The sequence below is a fragment of the Massilia glaciei genome (genome assembly GCF_003011895.2).
Taxonomy (GTDB): Bacteria; Pseudomonadota; Gammaproteobacteria; order Burkholderiales; family Burkholderiaceae_D; genus Telluria_A; species Telluria_A glaciei.
On the sequence record NZ_PXWF02000339.1, the window covers coordinates 1 to 17,425 of the forward strand.

At 68.7% G+C, this 17,425-nt stretch carries 9 protein-coding genes and 1 pseudogene; 1 reads left to right on the forward strand and 9 read right to left on the reverse strand.

What is annotated here, in order from left to right:
* Nucleotides 1-1,002: pseudogene (locus tag C7C56_RS26895) on the reverse strand (hypothetical protein); the annotation flags it as partial.
* Nucleotides 1,003-1,038: 36 nt separating this feature from the next.
* A complete protein-coding gene (prsT, locus tag C7C56_RS26900; RefSeq protein WP_181373381.1) occupies nucleotides 1,039-3,810 on the reverse strand; it encodes an XrtA/PEP-CTERM system TPR-repeat protein PrsT in 2,772 nt (923 codons plus the stop codon).
* A gap of 232 nt (nucleotides 3,811-4,042) precedes the next feature.
* Here prsT and C7C56_RS26905 point away from each other — a divergent pair, with 232 nt between their 5' ends.
* On the forward strand, nucleotides 4,043-5,323 hold the full coding sequence (locus C7C56_RS26905) for a nucleotide sugar dehydrogenase (RefSeq protein ID WP_106760411.1): 1,281 nt from the start codon (nucleotides 4,043-4,045) through the stop codon (nucleotides 5,321-5,323).
* A 199-nt stretch (nucleotides 5,324-5,522) separates the two neighbouring features.
* Here C7C56_RS26905 and C7C56_RS26910 read toward each other — a convergent pair whose 3' ends face one another.
* The 7 genes from C7C56_RS26910 to C7C56_RS26940 form a co-directional block, all read right to left on the reverse strand.
* Complete coding sequence (locus tag C7C56_RS26910) at nucleotides 5,523-6,914, reverse strand: SpoVR family protein (RefSeq protein ID WP_106760412.1); 1,392 nt, start codon at nucleotides 6,912-6,914, stop codon at nucleotides 5,523-5,525.
* Nucleotides 6,915-7,023: 109 nt separating this feature from the next.
* Entirely contained in the window at nucleotides 7,024-8,190 is a 1,167-nt protein-coding gene (locus C7C56_RS26915; protein ID WP_229459026.1) for a DUF444 family protein, read from the reverse strand.
* Nucleotides 8,191-8,208: 18 nt separating this feature from the next.
* Nucleotides 8,209-10,173 carry a serine protein kinase gene (locus C7C56_RS26920; protein WP_106760413.1) on the reverse strand — a complete coding sequence of 655 codons (1,965 nt, stop codon included), beginning with the start codon at nucleotides 10,171-10,173 and terminating at the stop codon, nucleotides 8,209-8,211.
* A gap of 212 nt (nucleotides 10,174-10,385) precedes the next feature.
* Nucleotides 10,386-12,545, reverse strand: coding sequence for a TonB-dependent receptor (locus tag C7C56_RS26925; RefSeq protein WP_106760414.1), 2,160 nt, complete (start codon nucleotides 12,543-12,545; stop codon nucleotides 10,386-10,388).
* Between the two features lie 380 nt (nucleotides 12,546-12,925).
* Entirely contained in the window at nucleotides 12,926-15,412 is a 2,487-nt protein-coding gene (locus C7C56_RS26930; RefSeq protein ID WP_229459027.1) for a penicillin-binding protein 1A, read from the reverse strand.
* Nucleotides 15,413-15,537: 125 nt separating this feature from the next.
* A complete protein-coding gene (locus C7C56_RS26935) occupies nucleotides 15,538-16,404 on the reverse strand; it encodes a substrate-binding periplasmic protein (RefSeq protein ID WP_229459028.1) in 867 nt (288 codons plus the stop codon).
* Nucleotides 16,401-17,273: a transporter substrate-binding domain-containing protein gene (locus C7C56_RS26940; RefSeq protein WP_146204662.1), complete on the reverse strand. Its 873-nt coding sequence runs from the start codon at nucleotides 17,271-17,273 to the stop codon at nucleotides 16,401-16,403. Before C7C56_RS26940 ends, C7C56_RS26935 begins: the two co-directional genes overlap by 4 nt.
* Nucleotides 17,274-17,425 lie beyond the last annotated feature (152 nt).

The following is a 17,425-nucleotide window of genomic DNA, read 5'->3' on the forward strand; positions in this document are numbered from 1 at the left end:
GGCATCGCGCCAGCCGAGCCCGCGCGTGGCGAGCCAGCCCGCCGCGCACAGCACCAGCATGGCGGCGGCCAGGCCGCGGTAGCCGCCCGCCGAGAACACCAGCGTGAGCGCGGACGCGGCCAGCACCAGCGCGAGCGCGGCCAGCGCGCGCTGGCGCGGCGTTGGCGCCGGCCGGTGCAGCGCCCACAACAGCAGCGCCGAGACGCCGAAGGCCAGGTACAGCGTGCGCGAGAACGTGGTCAGCCCGGCGTACGCGGCGGCGGCCAGCAGCGCCAGCGCGACGGTGGTGCGCAAGCGGCCCGACGGGCCGGCGAGCCAGGGCGCGAGCAGCGGCAGGCACAGCGAGAGGTAGCCGTCGAGCGCGGCGCCGCCCGTGTGCATGGCCGAGAAGGGCGCGCTGGTGCGGTAGTCGCTCGCCATGTTGAGCAGGCCCGGAAACGCAATGCGCTCGGCGCCCGCGGCCAGCGCGACCAGGGCGAGGCCGGCCAGCATGCCGGGGAAGAAATGGCTGCGCAGGCGTTCGAGCGCGGGCCCGGCGTCGCGCCGCAGCAGCGGCAGCAGGATCAGCGCCCAAAGCCAGCCTTTCGCGGTGCGCACGCCGTTCCAGCCGCTCTGGTAGGTGGCGAAGGCGTTCAGGTCGGCCTGCGGCCAGGGCGTCATGGCGCGCCACAGCGCGAGCGCGAGCGCCAGCGACACCAGCGCGGCCGCGTGGCGCACCGCGCGCGGCAGCGCCGCCCGCGCCGCGCCCGCGCCCGCGTCCGGGCGCCAGTAGCCGACGGCCGCGGTCACGAGCAGCAGCAGGTCGATCTCCTCGAGGAAGAACCAGCCGGTCCAGGGCGCCAGGTCGAGCACCGGCAGCAGCGCCGGCAGCAGGGCGAGCCACAGCACCGGGCGCCAGCACAGCAGGCCCGCGTAGGCCAGCAGGACCGGTCCGAGCACGGTGCCCTCGAACGGGTAGCGGCTGACGGCGGCTGCCAGCAGAACGGCGAAAACGGCGGCCACCGCACGCCCCTTGGCGCCCCCCATGGCGGCGGGCGCCTACAGCGTGGCGAGGAAGGTGCGCGCCTGCTCGCGCTCGGAGAACGGGGTCGGCGCCGCGAGCACCCGTTCGAGCTCTTTGCGGGCGGCGCGCTTGTCGCCCGAGCGCGCCAGGCCCAGCCCGAGGTGGTAGCCGATGTTGCCCGATTGGGGCGACAGCGCGCTGGCCTTGCGCAGCAGCGCCAGCGCGCGCCCGAGCTGGCCGGCGTCGAGCAAGATCGTGCCCAGCGTGTCCATCACGGCCGGGCTGGCGGGCGCGAGGCGGTGGGCCCGCTCGGCCAGCGCGAGCGCCCGCTTGCCATCCTGGCGCCGGTGCAGCAGCGCCAGTTCGTTGAGCGCGAGCACGTTGTCCGGATCGTGCGCGAGCAGGATGGCCAGTTGATCGGCGGCGCCCTTGGCGTCGTTCGCGACCACCTTGCCGCTGGCGAAATACAGGCGGGTCGGAACGTCGAGCGGATGCTCCCTGAGCCACAGCGCGACGCGCGCCTCGGCCTCGGCCGCCTTGCCGGTCCTGAGCAGGGCCCCGTGCAGCTGGATCAGCGCGGGCGCGCTGGGCGCAAGCGCGAAGGCGCGCTCGTAGGCTTTGAGCGCGGGGCCGTGCTGGCCCTGCGCGCTGAGCAGATCGCCGTCGAGCTTGTGGCCGCCGGCGCCGCCGGGGTCGCGCTTTTGCGCGGCGCCGACCAGCATGCGGGCCTCGGCGAATTTCTTTTGTCCGATCAGGATGTGCAACAGCGTCATGCGGGCCTCAAGCAGGTCGGGCGCGATGCCGAGCGCGCGCCGCAGCGCCTCGACGGCGCCGGCCTGGTCCCCCATGCGCAGGCGCAGCGTCGCCAGCCGGGTCAAAGGAACGGCCGATCCGGGCACCAGCGAGGCCAGGCTGGCGTAGCTGTCGGCGGCCGCCGGCAGATCGGCGTTGGCCTCGTGGACCTTGGCGAGCATGGCCAGCGCGTCGCTGCTGGCCGGATGGCCGGCGCGCAGTTTCTGGGCCAGGTTCAAGGCCTTGCGCGGCTCGCCCGCGTGCACGTAGAAGTCGACCAGCCGCAGGGCGAGGCCGAGCGCGCGGGGATGTTCCGCGTGGGCCCGCTCGAGCCAGGTCATGGCCTCGGCCGTCTTGCCTTCGCGCGTGGCCAGCCGCGCCAGCGCCTCCATCAGGGTCGCGCTGCCGGGCGATTCGGCCAGCGCCGCCAGGTAGCGCTTCTTGGCCTCGTGCGGGCGGCGCTCGAGCATGTCGAGCTGGGCCAGGTTGTCGAGCGCGGGCAGGTAGAGCGGGTCGAGCGCGAGCGCCCGGTTGAAGCTGGCGCGGGCGCCGGCGACGTCCTTCCTGACCATGGCGACGCCGCCCCTGAGGTTGTCGAGCAGCGGATTGCGTCCCCGCTTCTCCATCTCCACCAAGACCGCGAGGGCCTTGTCGGCTTGGCCGGCGCGCAGGTAGGACATGACCAGCAGCACGCCGATGCGCCCCTCGCCGCGGTCGAGCCCGGCCGCGCGCTCGAGTTCGGCCACGGCGCGCGCGCTGTCGCCGTTGCCGAGCCGGCTGAGCGCGAGCGCGGTGCGCAGCTTCGGCGCGTCCGGTCGGATCCCGGCGGCCTTTTCGTAGTGCTCGGCGGCGCGGCTGAACTGGCGCGCGGCCATGTGCGCCTCGCCGGCCAGCGTGAGCAGTTCGACGTCGTCGGGGTTTTGCTCGAGCAGGGGCCGCACCAGCGCCAGCGCGGCCTCGGGATGCTTGGCGCGCACCTGCAGCGCCGCCATCAGTTTGCCCGCGTAGGCGTGGCCGGGATAGGCGTTGAGGAATTTCTGCAGGTGCTGTTCGGCCGTCTGGGTCGACCCGAGCGCCGACTGCACCGCGCCGAGCAGGAGGATGCTTGGATAGTGGTCGGGCTCGACGCGGATGATCTGCTGCAGGGCCTCGAGCGCGGCGGCGTGCTTGCCCTCGCGGAAATCGAGCATCGCCTGCGAATAGAACACGGCCAGGGTGCCGGCGCCGGACGCGCGCGCGGCGGCGATCTGGGTGCGCGCGGCGTCGAATTTGCCGGCGTCGAGATGCAGGTTGGCGATGTCGATATGGGCCTGGGCGTTGTTCGGGTGGATCGCGAGCAGGTGGCGGTAGGCGGCCAGCGCGAGCTCGGGCTTGCCCTGCAGGCGCAGCAGGTCGCCCTTGAAGCGCAGGCAGTCGCGGTCGGCCGGGCTGGCCGCGAGCGCGCGCGCGATCAGGCCGGCCGCCTCGTCGGTCCGGCCCTCGGCGGCGGCGATGCGCGCCAGGCCGAGCAGGGCGTCTGACGAGGCGGCGTCGAGCGCGAGCGCCTGCTCGAACAGCGCGCGCGCCCGCCCGATGTCGGGCTGGCCGAGCACGGCGTTGCCGCGCAGGGCGAGCAGGGCCGGTCTGCCGGGGCCGGACTTGATCTCATCGAGCAATGCCTCGTAACGGCCCTGCATCAGCATGGTTTTTCCCAGCAACACGGTCAGGCGCTCCTTGTCGCCGCCGAGCGCGAGCGCCCGGCGCAATTCCTTCTCGGCCGAGACGGGATCGCCCTGGTCGCGGTACACCTCGCCGAGCAGGGTGCGCGCGGCGAGGTTGTCGGCGTCCTTTTGCAACACGTTCTTGAGCTGGATCACGGCGGCCTTCATCTCGCCCTTTTCGCGGTACTGGCGCGCCTCGGCGATCAGCGCGGCGCTGTCGCCGCCGCGTCCGCAGCCGCCCAGTGAAAGGGCGATTGTGACGGCGAGCAAGGTTGCGGCGCCGGCGCGGCGGCGCGGGGGAAGGGGCACGGACATGGCATTCTCCTGGGCACGGGATTGACGTTTATCCATGACAGGGTAAGGAGTGGGCGCGCCGGCTCTTTGAGTATTGTCAACATATGAGGGCCGGGCGACAACACGCGCGATTCCGCACCGCGTTGCTGAACATCAAAAGTTGGGCTTTGGGTGGCTCGTAGAATCGGCTCTGGCGCCAGTGCCGCGGCTCGCCGGCCGGCCCGCCAATCCACACGATCACAGGGAAAACCCAATGAGCATTGTCGCCATCGTAGGTCTTGGCTATGTCGGTTTGTCGCTCGCGCTCGCGTTCGGCCAACGCCAGCGCACCATCGGCATCGATTTGTCGCAACGCAAGATCGACAGCTACCGCCGCATGGTCGATCCGACCGGCGAGTTCAGCGAGGCGCAGATGCGCGCGGCCAAGTGGCTCAGCGTCGACACCGACCCGGCCGACATTGCGCTGGCCGACTTTGTCATCGTGGCCGTGCCTACGCCGGTCGACATCGCGCACAATCCCGATTTTTCGGCCCTGGTCGGGGCCAGCAAGACCGTCGGCGCCCACCTCAGGCGCGGCGCCACCGTCGTCTTCGAATCGACCGTCTATCCGGGCGCGACGGAGGAGATATGCATCCCCCTGCTCGAGCAAGCCTCGGGATTGCGCTGGAAGATTGATTTCCATGTCGGCTTTTCGCCCGAACGCATCAATCCGGGCGACCGCGAGCACACCCTCGAGACGATCTGCAAGGTCGTCGCCGGCGACGACGCGCACACGCTCGAGCAGGTCGCGCGGCTCTACGAACAGGTCGTCACGGCCGGCGTGCACCGGGCCTCGAGCATCAAGGTGGCCGAGGCCGCCAAGGTCATCGAAAACACCCAGCGCGACCTCAACATCGCGCTGATGAACGAGCTGGCGATCATCTTCGACCGGCTCGGCCTCGACACGCTCGAAGTGCTGCAAGCGGCCGGCACCAAATGGAATTTCCTGCCGTTCCGGCCCGGGCTGGTGGGCGGCCATTGCATCGGTGTCGACCCCTACTACCTGACGCACAAGGCGCAGATGCTCGGCTACCATCCGGACGTGATCCTCGCGGGCCGGCGCATCAATGATTCGATGGCTAAATTCGTGGCCGAAAAGACGGTCAAGGAGATGGTGCGCGCCGGCTTCAAGCTCAAGGGCGCGCGCGTCAACGTGCTCGGGCTCACGTTCAAGGAGAATTGCCCGGACCTGCGCAATTCGAAGGTGTTCGACATGATCGCCGAGCTCGCGTCGTACGGGGTCGAGGTCGCCGTGTGCGACCCGGTCGCCGATGCCGGGGAGGCCATGCGCGATTACGGCGTGCGGCTCGCCGCCTTCGACGCGCTCACGCCGGCCGAAGCCCTGGTCGTGGCCGTCCCGCACCGCGAGTTGCTCAACCATAGCGTGCAGCAGTTCGCCCAGAAACTGCTCGAAGGCGGTTGCTTCATCGACGTCAAGGCGCAGTTCGAGGCGGCGCCGCTGGCGGCGGCCGGGCTGCGGGTCTGGCGCCTTTAGACTTTAGCCTTAGCCCTAGCCTTAGCCCTAGCCTTAGCCTTAGCCTTAGCCTTAGCCTTAGCCTTAGCCTTAGCCTTAGCCTTAGCCTTAGCCTTAGTTATTGGCCGCAAGCCATAAGCCAAAGGCCATAAGCCATTAGCCTTTGGCCTTTGGACTCCAGCCTTCTTTCTCTCTCGATGCGGGGTCGGGCGCGCCGGCCCTACAGGCCGCCCTTGCGCGACGAGATGACCCGCATCACCCCGCGGAAATCGACCGTGTGCAGCGACACGGGCCGGCGCCACACGCGCGCGACGTAGTCCATGACCTTTTCGGCCTGCGGCAGTTCGAGTCCGCGGCCGTCGCGCAGGTAGTCGTGGCGCAGGTCGAGGCTGCCATCGTCGCCCATCTTGTTGACCGTGATGCAGGGCGCCCCGTAATTGAACTTGGGCGCAAGAATCGCCTCGCGCACCGCGTGGATGTCGCGGTTGGCGATTTTGGTGTCGCCGTCCTTGCGCGACTCGTAGACGAACAGGTCGAGCCTTTCGACCAGTTCGTCGTCGAGGTAGTTGCGGATGAAGCCGAAGTCGTCCTCCTCGCGGCAGATCTGGCGCGCCTTATCCATGCCGTGCTTGTCGATGATGTGCTCCCACATCGAAAAGCCGAGATGGTAGGGGTTGAGCGAGAGCGCCAACTGCTGGCCGCTGGCGAAGGGGCGCACGACGTCGGAATGAGCCTTGACGGCCGAGACGTACAGGTCGTGGGGCAGGAAGGTCGCCTCGCGCAGCAGGCGCGCGTGCCAGTACGAGGCCCAGCCTTCGTTCATGATCTGGCACGAAAAAATCGGATGGAAATAGAACGCTTCCTCGCGCACGGCGAGGAAGATGTCGCGCTCCCAGTCCTCGAGATCGGGCGCGTAGTGGGCGATGAACCACAGCAGGTCGGGTTCGGGCTGGGGCGGCAGCGGCGCGCGCACGGGCGGGCCCCCGGCCGGCGCCGGCGCCGCCTCGCCCGGCAGGCGCGCGAAGCGCTCGTTGAAGGCGTCGGGGCCGCGCCCGGCGGGCGCGCCGGCGAAATCGGGGAACAGCGGCCGGTGCAGCGGCTGGTTGACGTCGATGTGGGTCTCGAGCGCGAGCGCGGCGTCGAGCACGGCCTCGACCCGTTCCTGTCCGTGCGTGGCGAAGGCGAGGTCGAGCCGGTGCGCGCGCGCCGCGCTTTGTTCGAGGATGTGGCCGCCGGCCATGGACATGAAACGCGCGAACAGCGCGTTGTTCTTGGCGAAGTCGGCATGGCCGAGCACGTGTGCCGTCACGAGCGTGTTCTCGGCGAGCGAATTTTGTTCGAGCATGAAGGCGTGGCAGGGGTCGCCCGGGAACATGACCTCGAAGATGCGCGAGTGGCCCATGTGCGAGCGCACCAGGTGGTGGATGTAACGCACCCCGAACGACCAGTGGCGCATGCGCACGGGCAGCCCGTAGACGGCGATTTCGACCATGAAGTTGCTCGGCACGAGATCGAAGTGGACGGGATGGAAATCCATGCCGAGTTCGACGGCGAGCGCCTCGATGCGCTCGGCGTAGTCGGCCAGGGTGGGGCTGTCGCCCGGCCCGGTCACGGGACGGGCTCCGCTTGGGCCATGCGACGGGCGGCGGCCATGCGAAGGGCTGCGGCCACGGGGCGGGCGGCGGCCACGGGGCGGGCTAAGGTCAAGGTAGGCACCAGGGTCATGGGACAAGCTCCAGTTCGGTTTGGGCCTCGTCGGAGAAGAACTGGCGCAGGGCCTTCCAGACGTCTTCGGGGGACGCCAGCACGCTGCTGCTGACGGGCAGGCCGCGCCGCGCCAGCTCGTTGCACAGGCGCCGCATCTCGGTCTCGAGCGTGCGCGGCGCGCCGGGCAGGGTTTCGACGTAGCCGATGTGGTTGAGGACGGCGCCCAGCTCGCCCAGCGCGAGCGTGGCCGCGCCCCTGTCCTCGGTGAAGTTTTCACCGTCCGAGGCGTAGAACAGGTAGATGTTGTTGTGGGCCGGGTCGAGCTGCTGGCCCACGAGCTCGAGCGCGAGCCGGAACGCGCTCGAGGCGATCGTGCCGCCGATGCCGCTGACCTGGAAGAACTCGCTCTCGGAGAACTCCCAGGCGTGCGTGGTGTGCGCGATGAAGCGCGTCTCGACCCTGGCGTACTTGCGCCGGATGCCCTGCAGCGCGAAGAAGAAGAACGATTTGGCCAGATTGCGCTCGATCTGGGTCATGCTGGCCGAGACGTCGATGACGAAGAGGATGACCGCGCTCGTGCTCGGGCGCCGGCGCGTGACCAGCTGGCGGAAGCGCAGGTCGTCGTTGGTGAACGGCACCGGGTCGGCCTGCACCGCGCGCCGCTTGATCGCCTCCTTGACGGTGCGCCGCCGGTCCAGGCGCGAACGCGCGCCGCGCTTGTCCCAGCCCTCGCGCACGTATTCGAACTCGTCGATGCGATCGCCCGGCTTGGGCCGCAGGTCGGGCAGCTTGAGCTCGTTCCAGACCCAGTCCATGACGTCGTCGATCGAGAACTCGAGCAGCAGCCTGACCTCGCCGTCGCTGTCGCCGCCGTCGGGCTCTGCGGCCTCGTCGGGCCCCGGGTCGGGCCGGCCCTGGCGCAGCACGTCGCCGGGATGGCCGTCGCCCTGGCCCGCGCCCGATTCGGTGCGCGCGTCGGACAGGCGGAAGCGCGCGTGCTCGAGCAGGCGCACCGGCACCTGCACGGTGCGCTCCTGCGGTCCGGTGATGAGGTCGGGCCCGGCGATCAGTTCGGGCAGGTGGTTCTGGACCGCCTCGCGCACCTTGTCGTTGTGGCGCAGCCAGTCGCGCGCGCCGCGCGAGAACAGGTCGTACCAGGCAGTGCTGATGGTTGCCGTCACTCGGATCCTTTCAGCCGGCTATTCCTGGGCCAGCAGCGTGGTCACGTAGTTGAGCGCCTCGCGCGCGCTGTGGCTGTCGTAGCCGTATTCGTCGACAAGGCGTTTTTCGACGGCGGAGATCTTGGTGCGGATCTCGTCGTCGGGCCGCTTGGCCGAGCTCACCAGGCGCAGCACGTCGCGCCGCTGTTCGAACAGGTATTGCTGGACCGCGTCGTTGAGCTGCATGTGGCTCTCGAGGCTGAACTTGACGCCGCGCTTGTAGGCGCCCATCGCCTTGCGCACGACCTCCTGCCGGAACGACTGCTTGCCCGACTCCGAGATGTGGATTTTTTCCTCGACCGCGCGCAGGAAGCGCTCGTCGGGGCGGCGCTCCTCGTTGGTGATCGGGTCTTTGATCTGGCGGTTGTCGAGCATGGCTTCGACCTCGTCGAGGTATTTGTTGAGCAAGTCCTGCGCCTCCTGCTCGAACGACACGAACAGGGCCTTGTGGACGTCCTGCTTGACCCAGCGGTTGTAAAAATCTTTGCGCGTGAGCACGAGATAGTCGACCCACTTGCGTTTTTTCTTGGCCTCGATGCGGGCGTCGCTCTCGATGCCGTCCTTGAGCGCGAGCAGCACGTCCATGGTGCTCAGGCTCTTTTGGTTGGACTGGATGATCGCGTTCGACAGCGCGTTGATGACGAAGCGCGGCGACACGCCGGCCAAGCCCTCGTCGGGCGCCTTCTCCTTTTCTTTGACACGCCGCACGTCGGAGCGGTTCACGCCCTCGACCTCCTCGTCGGCGTGGATGCGGATTTTTTTGACCAGCTCGACCTCCTTGTCGTCGGCGTCCTGGATCCGGCTCAGGATCGCGAACACGGCCGCCGCGTGCAGCACGTGCGGGTCGAGGTGGACGTCGCGGAACGCGGGCGCGGCCGAGGAGATCAGTTTTTTGTAGATGCGCGCCTCCTCCTTGTAGTTGAGCGTGTACGGCACCTGGATGATCACCATGCGGTCGAGCAGGGCCTCGTTCTCGCTCTCTTGCAGGAATTTGCGGAACTCGGCCAGGTTGGTGTGGGCGAGGATGGTCTCGTCGAGGTAGATCAGGGGGAAGCGCGAGACCTTGACGTTTTTCTCCTGCGTGAGCGTGAGCAGCAGGTACAGGAACTCGCGCTTGACCTTGAGGATTTCGATCATTTCGAGCACGCCGCGGCTGGCCGCGTACACCGCGCCCGACCACGACCAGGCGCGCGGGTCGCCCTCGTCGCCGAATTCGGCCACCTTGGACAGGTCGACCGAGCCGACCAGGTCGGCCAGGTCGGCGGTGGTGGGGTCGTGCGGCGCGTAGGTGCCGATGCCGCTGCGGCCGGACTCGGAGATGAAGAAGCGCTCGATTGGCATCTGCAGGAAGTCGCCCGCGTACTGGTCTTCCAGGCGGGCGCGGCAGTGCGGGCAGACCTCGCCGGCGATGTCGATGCCGTAGGTGTTGCGGCAGGCGGCACGCATGGTGTGCGGCACCAGGTGCAGCGGCGACTCGTGCACCGGGCAGCCGGCGATCGCGTACAGCGCGCCGTCGTCGGTGTGGCTGTATTCCTCGAGGCCGCGCTTGAGCAGGATGACGAGCGTCGACTTGCCGCCCGAGGGCGGCCCGAGCAGCAGCAGCAGGCGGCGCCCGACCTCGGAGCCGGCGGCGGCCGCCTTGAAGTAGTCGACCACGCGCAAGATCGCCTCGTCGATGCCGAACAAGTCGTCCTCGAACAGGTGGCAGCGCAGCGCGCCCTTGTCGTCCTCGGTGCAGGTGGCGCGAATCATGTCCCAGACGTACTGGTGCGAGCTGCGCGCGACGTTTGCGGGCGCCTGCGGCAGGACCGTCTCCATGAACTGCGCGAACGTGCCCGACCAGTGGCCGGCGCGGTGCTGCCGCGTGAACAGGCCCAGGCTTTTGAGGAAATGGTCCTGCTGCTGCGATTGCCGGGACTCGGGCCCGTCGCCAAGTGTCGTCACAGTGCCTCCGGTGTCAGGTCGAATGCGAGGCAGGGTGATGGCCGCTCGCGCAGCATCCAGTATCGGTGCGGCGCGTTCGTCGTCGCTGAGGGGTGTCAACGCGCGCGGGTGAACCGGCGCGCCGATCTGGCGGACTTAAGAATGGAAAAAGGGCGGCGCCCGCGTCGCGGGGCCGCCCTCCGTCCAAGCACCGGCGCGCCGGCGCCCGGGATTTAGAACTTGGCGTGCAGTGTCACCCGCAGCGCGCGCGGCGAACCGGGCGTGATGTTGTTGTCGTTGTGGGCCGAGGCGTAGTATTTTTTGTCGAGCAGGTTCTCGATGTTGGCCTGCACCTTGTACTTGGCGTCGATCTGGTAGAACACGGCGCCGTCGACCCGGGTGTAGCCGGGCAGGGTGGTCTTGGCCGCGCCGGTGCCGGCGAACATCTCGTCGCGGTAGACCAGGCCCAGTCCGGCCGCCCAGGCCGGCGTGAACTGGTAGCGGTTCCACAGCGACAAGGTGGTTTTCGGTACCTGCGCGACCGGGGTGCCGGCGGCGATGCTGCCCGATTTTTCCTCGTAGACCGATTCCTGCCACGCGAAGCCGCCCATCACGCTCCAGCGCTTGGTGAGCTTGCCGGCCAGGCCGAGTTCGACGCCCTTGCTGGTTTGCCCGGGGGCCAGCTCCGACACGCCGGCGACGGCGGTGGGGACGACGACGTTGCTGCGCTCGAGCCGGTACAGCGCGGCGGTGGCCGAGAGCTCGTCCGAGACGTCCCACTTGGCGCCCAGCTCGATGTTCTCGAACTCCTCCGGCTCGAACGCGGCGGTGCTGGCCGCCAGCGACGACAGCTGTTCGCCCGCGCGCGGCTGGAACGCCACGCTGTAGCTGCCGTACAGCGACATCGCCTCGAACGGCTTGTAGACCAGGCCCACGCGCGGCGAGACCGGGGTGTCGGTGATCTTGATGCGGGTCGGGGCCGTGCCCGGCGCGCCCTTCTTGTCGAGGAAGTCGACGCTGAAGCGGTCGTAGCGCAGGCCGACGATGGCCTGCCATTGGGGGCCCAGTTCGATCTGGTCCTGCAGGTACACGGCCGCGACGCTCGAGGTGCCGCTGTTGACCGCGTCGGTCGGCGTGCGCGCGAAGTTGACCGGCGTGTTGACATTGCCCGCCACAGCGCTCACCGGGAATGTCGCCGCGTTCGTGAACCCGAACTTGCCGCTCATGCGCAGGTTGTCGGTCTCCTGGCGGCCCAACTCGAGGCCGGTGGAGATCTTGTGCTTGAGCGCCCCGGTCGAGACCGAGAACATCAGGTCGGTTTGGTTGAACAGGTTGCTGCGCCCGGTCGCGTTGTTGTACGCGGCCAGGGTGAGCGTGTCGTTGGTGGTGCTGACGGACGAGCTGGCATACACGTTCTGGTAGAACTTGTCGTAATCGGCGTAGCGGCTGCGGTTGCGCAGGGTCACGCCGTTGCCGAAGTCGTGCTCGAGGAGCGCGCTGAAGGCGTTCACGCGCGACCAGGTCGGGCTGTTGTCGAGGTCGCCCATGATGGTCGACGGATCGGCATCGTACGGGCGGCGGTTTTGCGAGGCGATGCCGCGGTCGGCCTCGCGCGTGTCGCGGAAGTGCTCGTAGCCGAGCAACACGCTGGTGTTGGCGCCGGCGCGGATCGCCAGCGTCGGGTTGATGCCGGCGCGGCGCACGGTGACGCCCTCGCGGAAGCTGTCGGAGTCCTCGGCCATGACGTTGACGCGGAACGCCATTTTGTCGTTGATCGCCTGGCCGAGGTCGGCCGTGGCGCGCCGGTTGTTCCAGCGGCCCAAGGTGAGCGAACCGCCGGCGATGCTGTTCCATTGCGGCGTCTTGCTGACGCGGTTGATGACGCCGCCCGAGCCGCCGCGGCCGAAGATCATCGCGTTCGAGCCCTTGAGGGCCTCGACGCTGTCGATGTTGTAAAAGTCGCGGAAGTACTGGACGTCGTCGCGCACGCCGTCGATGAAGAAGTCGGCGGTCGAGGCGCTGCCGCGGAACACGGCGGCGTCTCGGTTGCCCTCGCCCTGCGAGGTGACGATGCCCGGCACGTAGCGGATCACGTCGGCCATGTTCTGCATGGCCTGGTCGCGCATGAATTCCTGGGTGATCACGGTGATCGCCTGCGGCGTGTCGCGCAGCAAGGTGTCGGTCTTGGTCGCGCTCGAGGTGGTCTTGGCCGCGTAGTTGGTCTCGGCCGTGCCGATCACCTTGACCTCCTGCAAGGTCGCGCCGTCCTTCGGCGCCGGCGCGGTTTGCGCCATGGCATGGCCGCCGACCAGCGACAGCAGCGCGAGGTGCACGGCGGCGGCGATCAAGGTGGGGCGGGTGCGTGAAGTCGGTGCGGCGTTGTCGCTTTGCATGATGCTTACCTGAATAGTAATGAGAATGACTCGCATTATCACTCATCAAGCGCATTTTGGCAATGGAGCCCGCCGCGCGCGCCGCGCGGCGGGGCCGGCGCCCCACATCCCGCCGCGCCGGGGCCACGAAGAATTGCCTGGGCGCGCCATTGGGCAGGGTGGCGAAGGCGCCGCGGGGGGCGGACTAGGTGTCGCCGTTGCCGCCGATGGTCGGTGCCTAGGAGCCTGTCGGACTTATGGAGTCGAAGCGAAAAAAGTGCTGGGCGAGGACAGATTTTGACGATTTCGCAGTGCCAATAGCGAGCTATTGGCCGAAAAAGCGGCGAAATATCGACCGTCCAGCACTTTTTGCAGCCGACGATCCTAAGTCCGACAGGCTCCTAGTAGAGCGGCTCCTGCCGCGGATCGCGCGGCGCGTCGTCCGGCGGCAGCGGGATTGGCAGCGGGATCGGCTCCTGCGCCGGCACCGCCAGCTCGCCGCTGCGGGGCTCGCCATCGCCATCGCCATAGTACCCGCCGTCGCCGTCGCCATAGTCCCCGGCATCGCCCTCCGGGTCCGGCTCGGGCGGCGGCGCGCCCTCCTGCTGGATGTCGCTCGGCCCCTCCATGACCTCCTCGGGCTCCTCGCTCGGCCGCACCGGCGCCGGGCGCCCGTTCGGGAACAGCGCGGCCGCGTCGACCTTGCCGCTGGCGATCGCGGCCTTGAAGAAGTCGCCCACGACCAGGATCGCGTTGTGCCCGCCCTGGCCCCAGTAATTGCTGCGCATCGTCACGCGCGCGTCGTTGAAGCCGACCCAGGCGCCGGCCACGAGGTCCGGGTGCATCAGGATGAACCAGCCGTCGGCGTTGTTCTGGGTGGTGCCGGTCTTGCCGGCGACGTCGCCGTGGATGCCGAAGCGGTAGCGCACGCCGGTGCCGGTGCCGCGGTTGACGACCCCGCGCATCATGTCGATCAGGGCCGCCGCCGACTCGGCCGACATGGCGCGCCGGGCCGCCTCTCCACCGAACTCGGCGAGCACCTTGCCGCCGCGGTCGGTGATGCGCGTCACCAGCACCGGCTTGCGGTACTCGCCCTGGGCGGCGATGCTCGCGTAGGCGTTGACCATCTCGAGCAGGGTGACCGGGCTGGTGCCGAGCGCGAGCGAGGGCACGGGGTCGAGCTTGCTGTTCGTGACGCCGAGCCCGCGCGCCATCTTGACGATGGCCGGCAGGCCCACGTCCTGCATGACCTGGGCCGTGATCGTGTTCTTGGAGAACATCAATCCCTCGCGCATCGACATCGAGTTGCCGCTGCTGCCGCTCATGTCGCTCGGGCGCCACACGGTGCCGTCGCCGGCCTTGATGTCGAGCACGGTGTCGACGTAGCGGTGCTCGGGCGAGATGCCCTTCTCGAGCGCGGCGCCGTAGACGAAGGGCTTGAAGGTCGAGCCCGGCTGGCGCTGGGCCTGCGACACGTGGTCGAACTGCCCGCGCTGGAAATCGCGGCTGCCGACCCAGGCCCTGACCGCGCCGGTGTGCGGGTCCATCGCCATGAAGCCGATCTCGAGCCGCTCCTTGCCGGTGCGCAGGCGGGCGATGAAGGCGCCGTCCTGCTTGAGCCGCCTGAGCGCGTCGGGCCCGGCCTCGCCGCCCTCGACCGCCTTGCGGTACTCGGCCGACTCGCGCACGAAGCTGTCGGCCATCTTGCGCCGCGTCTGCCAGAAATACTTGAACGGCTTGACCGAATGGTGCATCCCGGCGTACGCGGCGGTGGACGGGGTCGAGCCCATGCCGGGCCGGCTCCATTCGACGTCGGCCACCATCTGCAAGGCGTTGCCCTGGCGCTCGACGGCGCGGTTGGCGGCCTGCTGCAGCCCGTAGTCGAGCGTGGTGTGGACGACCAGGCCGTCGAGGGCCAGGTTGTAGTCGTTCTCGTCGGCCCATTCGATGAGCCACTTGCGCACCTGCGCGGTGAAGTGGGTGTCGCTGGCGGCGCGCGTGTCCTGGCGCGAGAAATTGACGCGCAGGCGGCGCTTGACCAGCCTCTTGTGCTCGGCCTCCTTGATGATGCCGTGTTTGAGCATCTGCCCGAGCACCACGTTGCGCCGCTTGAGCGAGCGCTCCGGGTTCGACACCGGGTTGTAGTAGTTGGTGCCCTTGAGCATGCCGACCAGCGTGGCGCTCTCGAGGATGTCGAGCTTGGCGGCGCTTTTGTCGAAGTAGGTGCGCGCGGCCATCTCGATGCCGAAGGCGTTGTACAGGAACGGCACGGTGTTCAAATACGCCTCGAGGATCTCGACCTTGTTGTAGGTGCGCTCGATCTTGATCGCCGTGATCATCTCCTTGACCTTGCGGTTGATGTTGCGCGAGCGCCCGATCTCCTCCGGGAACATGTTGCGCGCGAGCTGTTGGGTCAGGGTCGAGCCGCCCTGGGCGTCGCCGCCGATGGTGTAGACGATCGCGCCGATCGTGCGCTTGAAGTCGATCCCGCTGTGCTTGAAGAAGCGGTGGTCCTCGGTCGCGACCAGGGCGGCGATCACGTGCGGGGAGATCTGGTTGATCGTCACGCGCTCGTGCACGCCCTGCTCGAAGCTGGCGAGCTCCTTGCCGTCGGCCGAGACGATGACGGTGGCCTGGGCCGCGCGCGCCTGGCGCAGGTCGCGGATGCCGGGGGTGCCGGGAATGAGGATCAGCACGTACAGCAGCAGCAGCGCGAGCACGGCGGCCATGCCGAGCAGGCCGACGAGGATGTTGCGCTTGAGCGGCGGATAGCGCATCAGCCAGGCGCGCAGGCGCGCGCTGGCGGTGCGCACCCGCTCCAGGGTGGCGCCCGCCAGGCGCCGCAGTTGGGTGCCGATCCGCATGGTCAGCTTTTGATTGTCGTCCACTTTGCTACCTTACACGTCGTTGTTCGTTGTTTGAATGCAGTGGGCAAGTATAGCCGAGCGTGGTCGAAACGCACTCGAAAGTTGCTCGCGCGCACCGCCGGCGCGGGCCGGGCGCGCCGCGCGGCTCAATCGAGCAGCCACAGTTTCTTGCGCGTGAGCGGGGTTTGCTCGGGCAGCAGCGGGTTGTCGAGCTCGACGACCCGGCGCGAGCGCAGCGCCGAGCGCGCGAGCTCGGCGTCGTGGAACTGCTTGAACAGGCGGTCGAACGCGCCGTCGGCGAGCATCGCCTCGAGTCCGCGCTCGACGTCGCGCGCGAGCGCGTGGTTGTCCTTGTGGACGAAGAAATAGATCGCGCTCGGATAATGGAGCACCACCGACGGCGCCACCGACAGGCCCTCGCCCTCGAACCGGGCGGCCTCGCGCCAGACCTCCCCGATCGAGCGCGGGAAGTAGTCGACCCGGCCGCTGAGCAGCATCGGAAAAGTCGAGTCGTAGCTCGCGCTGCCGTAGGCCTGGAAGCCGTTGGCCCGCAGGATGGCGAGGTCGGGCCAGTCCCGGACCTGCACCGCGAGCAGGCGTTTGAGCGCGGCGCCGTCGCGGTGCGATTCGAAGCGGGCAAGGTCGGCGTCGCGGATCAGCAGCAGGCGCCAGCCGATCAGGCCCTTGTCGATGGGGATGCGGATCGGCAGCAGCTTCTGTTCGCGCTCGCGCGACGTCATGGTCCAGACCACGTCGATGGCGCCGCCGTGCTCGAGCTCCAACAGGGCGCGGCGCTGCTGCATCGGCATGCGCGCCGGGCGCGCGGCGTACTTGGCGCCCGAGTAGGCGAGCGCCCGCCGCAGGAGTTGTTCGGGATATTCGCCGCGCACGTCGCCCGCGCTGCCCTCGATGGGATAGGCGACCCGGGCCGGCGCCGCCGCCACCGCCGCCGGCGCCGCCGCGCCCGCGTGCAACAGCAACACCGCCGCCGCGCACCAGGCGCGCAGCCTCATTCGAACAGCCACAATTGTTTGCGCGCGAGCGGGGTCCGCTCCGGCAGCACCGGGTTGCCCAGCTCGAAGATGCGGCGCGATTTGAAATCCGATTTTCTCAGGGCCTCGTCGTGGAACTTGTAGAACAGGCGGTCGAACGCGCCGTCGGCGAGCATTTTTTCAAGGCCAGCCTCGAGGTCGCGCCCGAGCTCCTTGTTGCCCTGATTGACAAAAAAATACATCGCGGCCGGGTAGTGCAGGCCGACCCCGGGCGCCACCGACAGCCCGCGCGCACCGAAGCGCGCGATCTCGCCCCAGACCTCGCGCACCGAGCGCGGGAAGTAGTCGATGCGCCCGCCGATCAGCATCGAAAACGACGATTCGTAGCTCGAGCTGCCGTACACCTGGTAGCCGTTGGCCTCGAGGATCGCGCGGTCGGGCCAGTCGCGCCCCTGCACCGCCGTCAGCGCCTTGAGTTCGGCGTTGCCGGTGATGGCGCCGAATTTGGCCTGGTCGGCGTCGCGCACGAGCAGCAGGCGCCAGCCGATCAGGCCCTTGTCGATGGGGATGCGGATCGGCAGCATTTGTTGTTCGCGCTCGCGCGTGGTCATGGTCCAGAGCACGTCGATGATGGCCCCGCGCGCCAGCTCCGAGACGGCCCGGCTTTGCTGCATTGGCAGGCGCGACGGCCTGGTCTGGTATTTGCCGCCCGAGTAGGCCAGCGCCGCCGCCAGCAGTTGCTCGGCGTAGACGCCGCGCAGGTCGGCGCTGCTGCCCTCGGGCCGCGGGAAGACGACCGTGGTCGGGGCGGCGCCGGCATTGGCGCACAGCAGCGCGGCCAGCACGGCGGCGCGGCGCAACAACTGCCTGTTCGCGCAAGAGAGCATCATAGAAATCACAGCCTTCCCGTGCCCATTCATTAGTCGGTCGCAAGTATCTTGTATTGCGTGCAAGTAAATTGTAGCGCAATACAAGCGCCAACGGTGCACGCGAGACGGCAAAAAATCGGGGCGCCGGCGGCCGGGCCAGAGAGCCAATCGAA

Bases quoted from the DNA above. Each gene is read 5' to 3' on its own strand.
- prsT (WP_181373381.1), bottom strand. From the start codon at position 3,810: ATGTCCGTGCCCCTTCCCCCGCGCCGCCGCGCCGGCGCCGCAACCTTG.
- C7C56_RS26905 (WP_106760411.1), top strand. From the start codon at position 4,043: ATGAGCATTGTCGCCATCGTAGGTCTTGGCTATGTCGGTTTGTCGCTC.
- C7C56_RS26925 (WP_106760414.1), bottom strand. From the start codon at position 12,545: ATGCAAAGCGACAACGCCGCACCGACTTCACGCACCCGCCCCACCTTG.
- C7C56_RS26940 (WP_146204662.1), bottom strand. From the start codon at position 17,273: ATGATGCTCTCTTGCGCGAACAGGCAGTTGTTGCGCCGCGCCGCCGTG.
- C7C56_RS26935 (WP_229459028.1), bottom strand. From the start codon at position 16,404: ATGAGGCTGCGCGCCTGGTGCGCGGCGGCGGTGTTGCTGTTGCACGCG.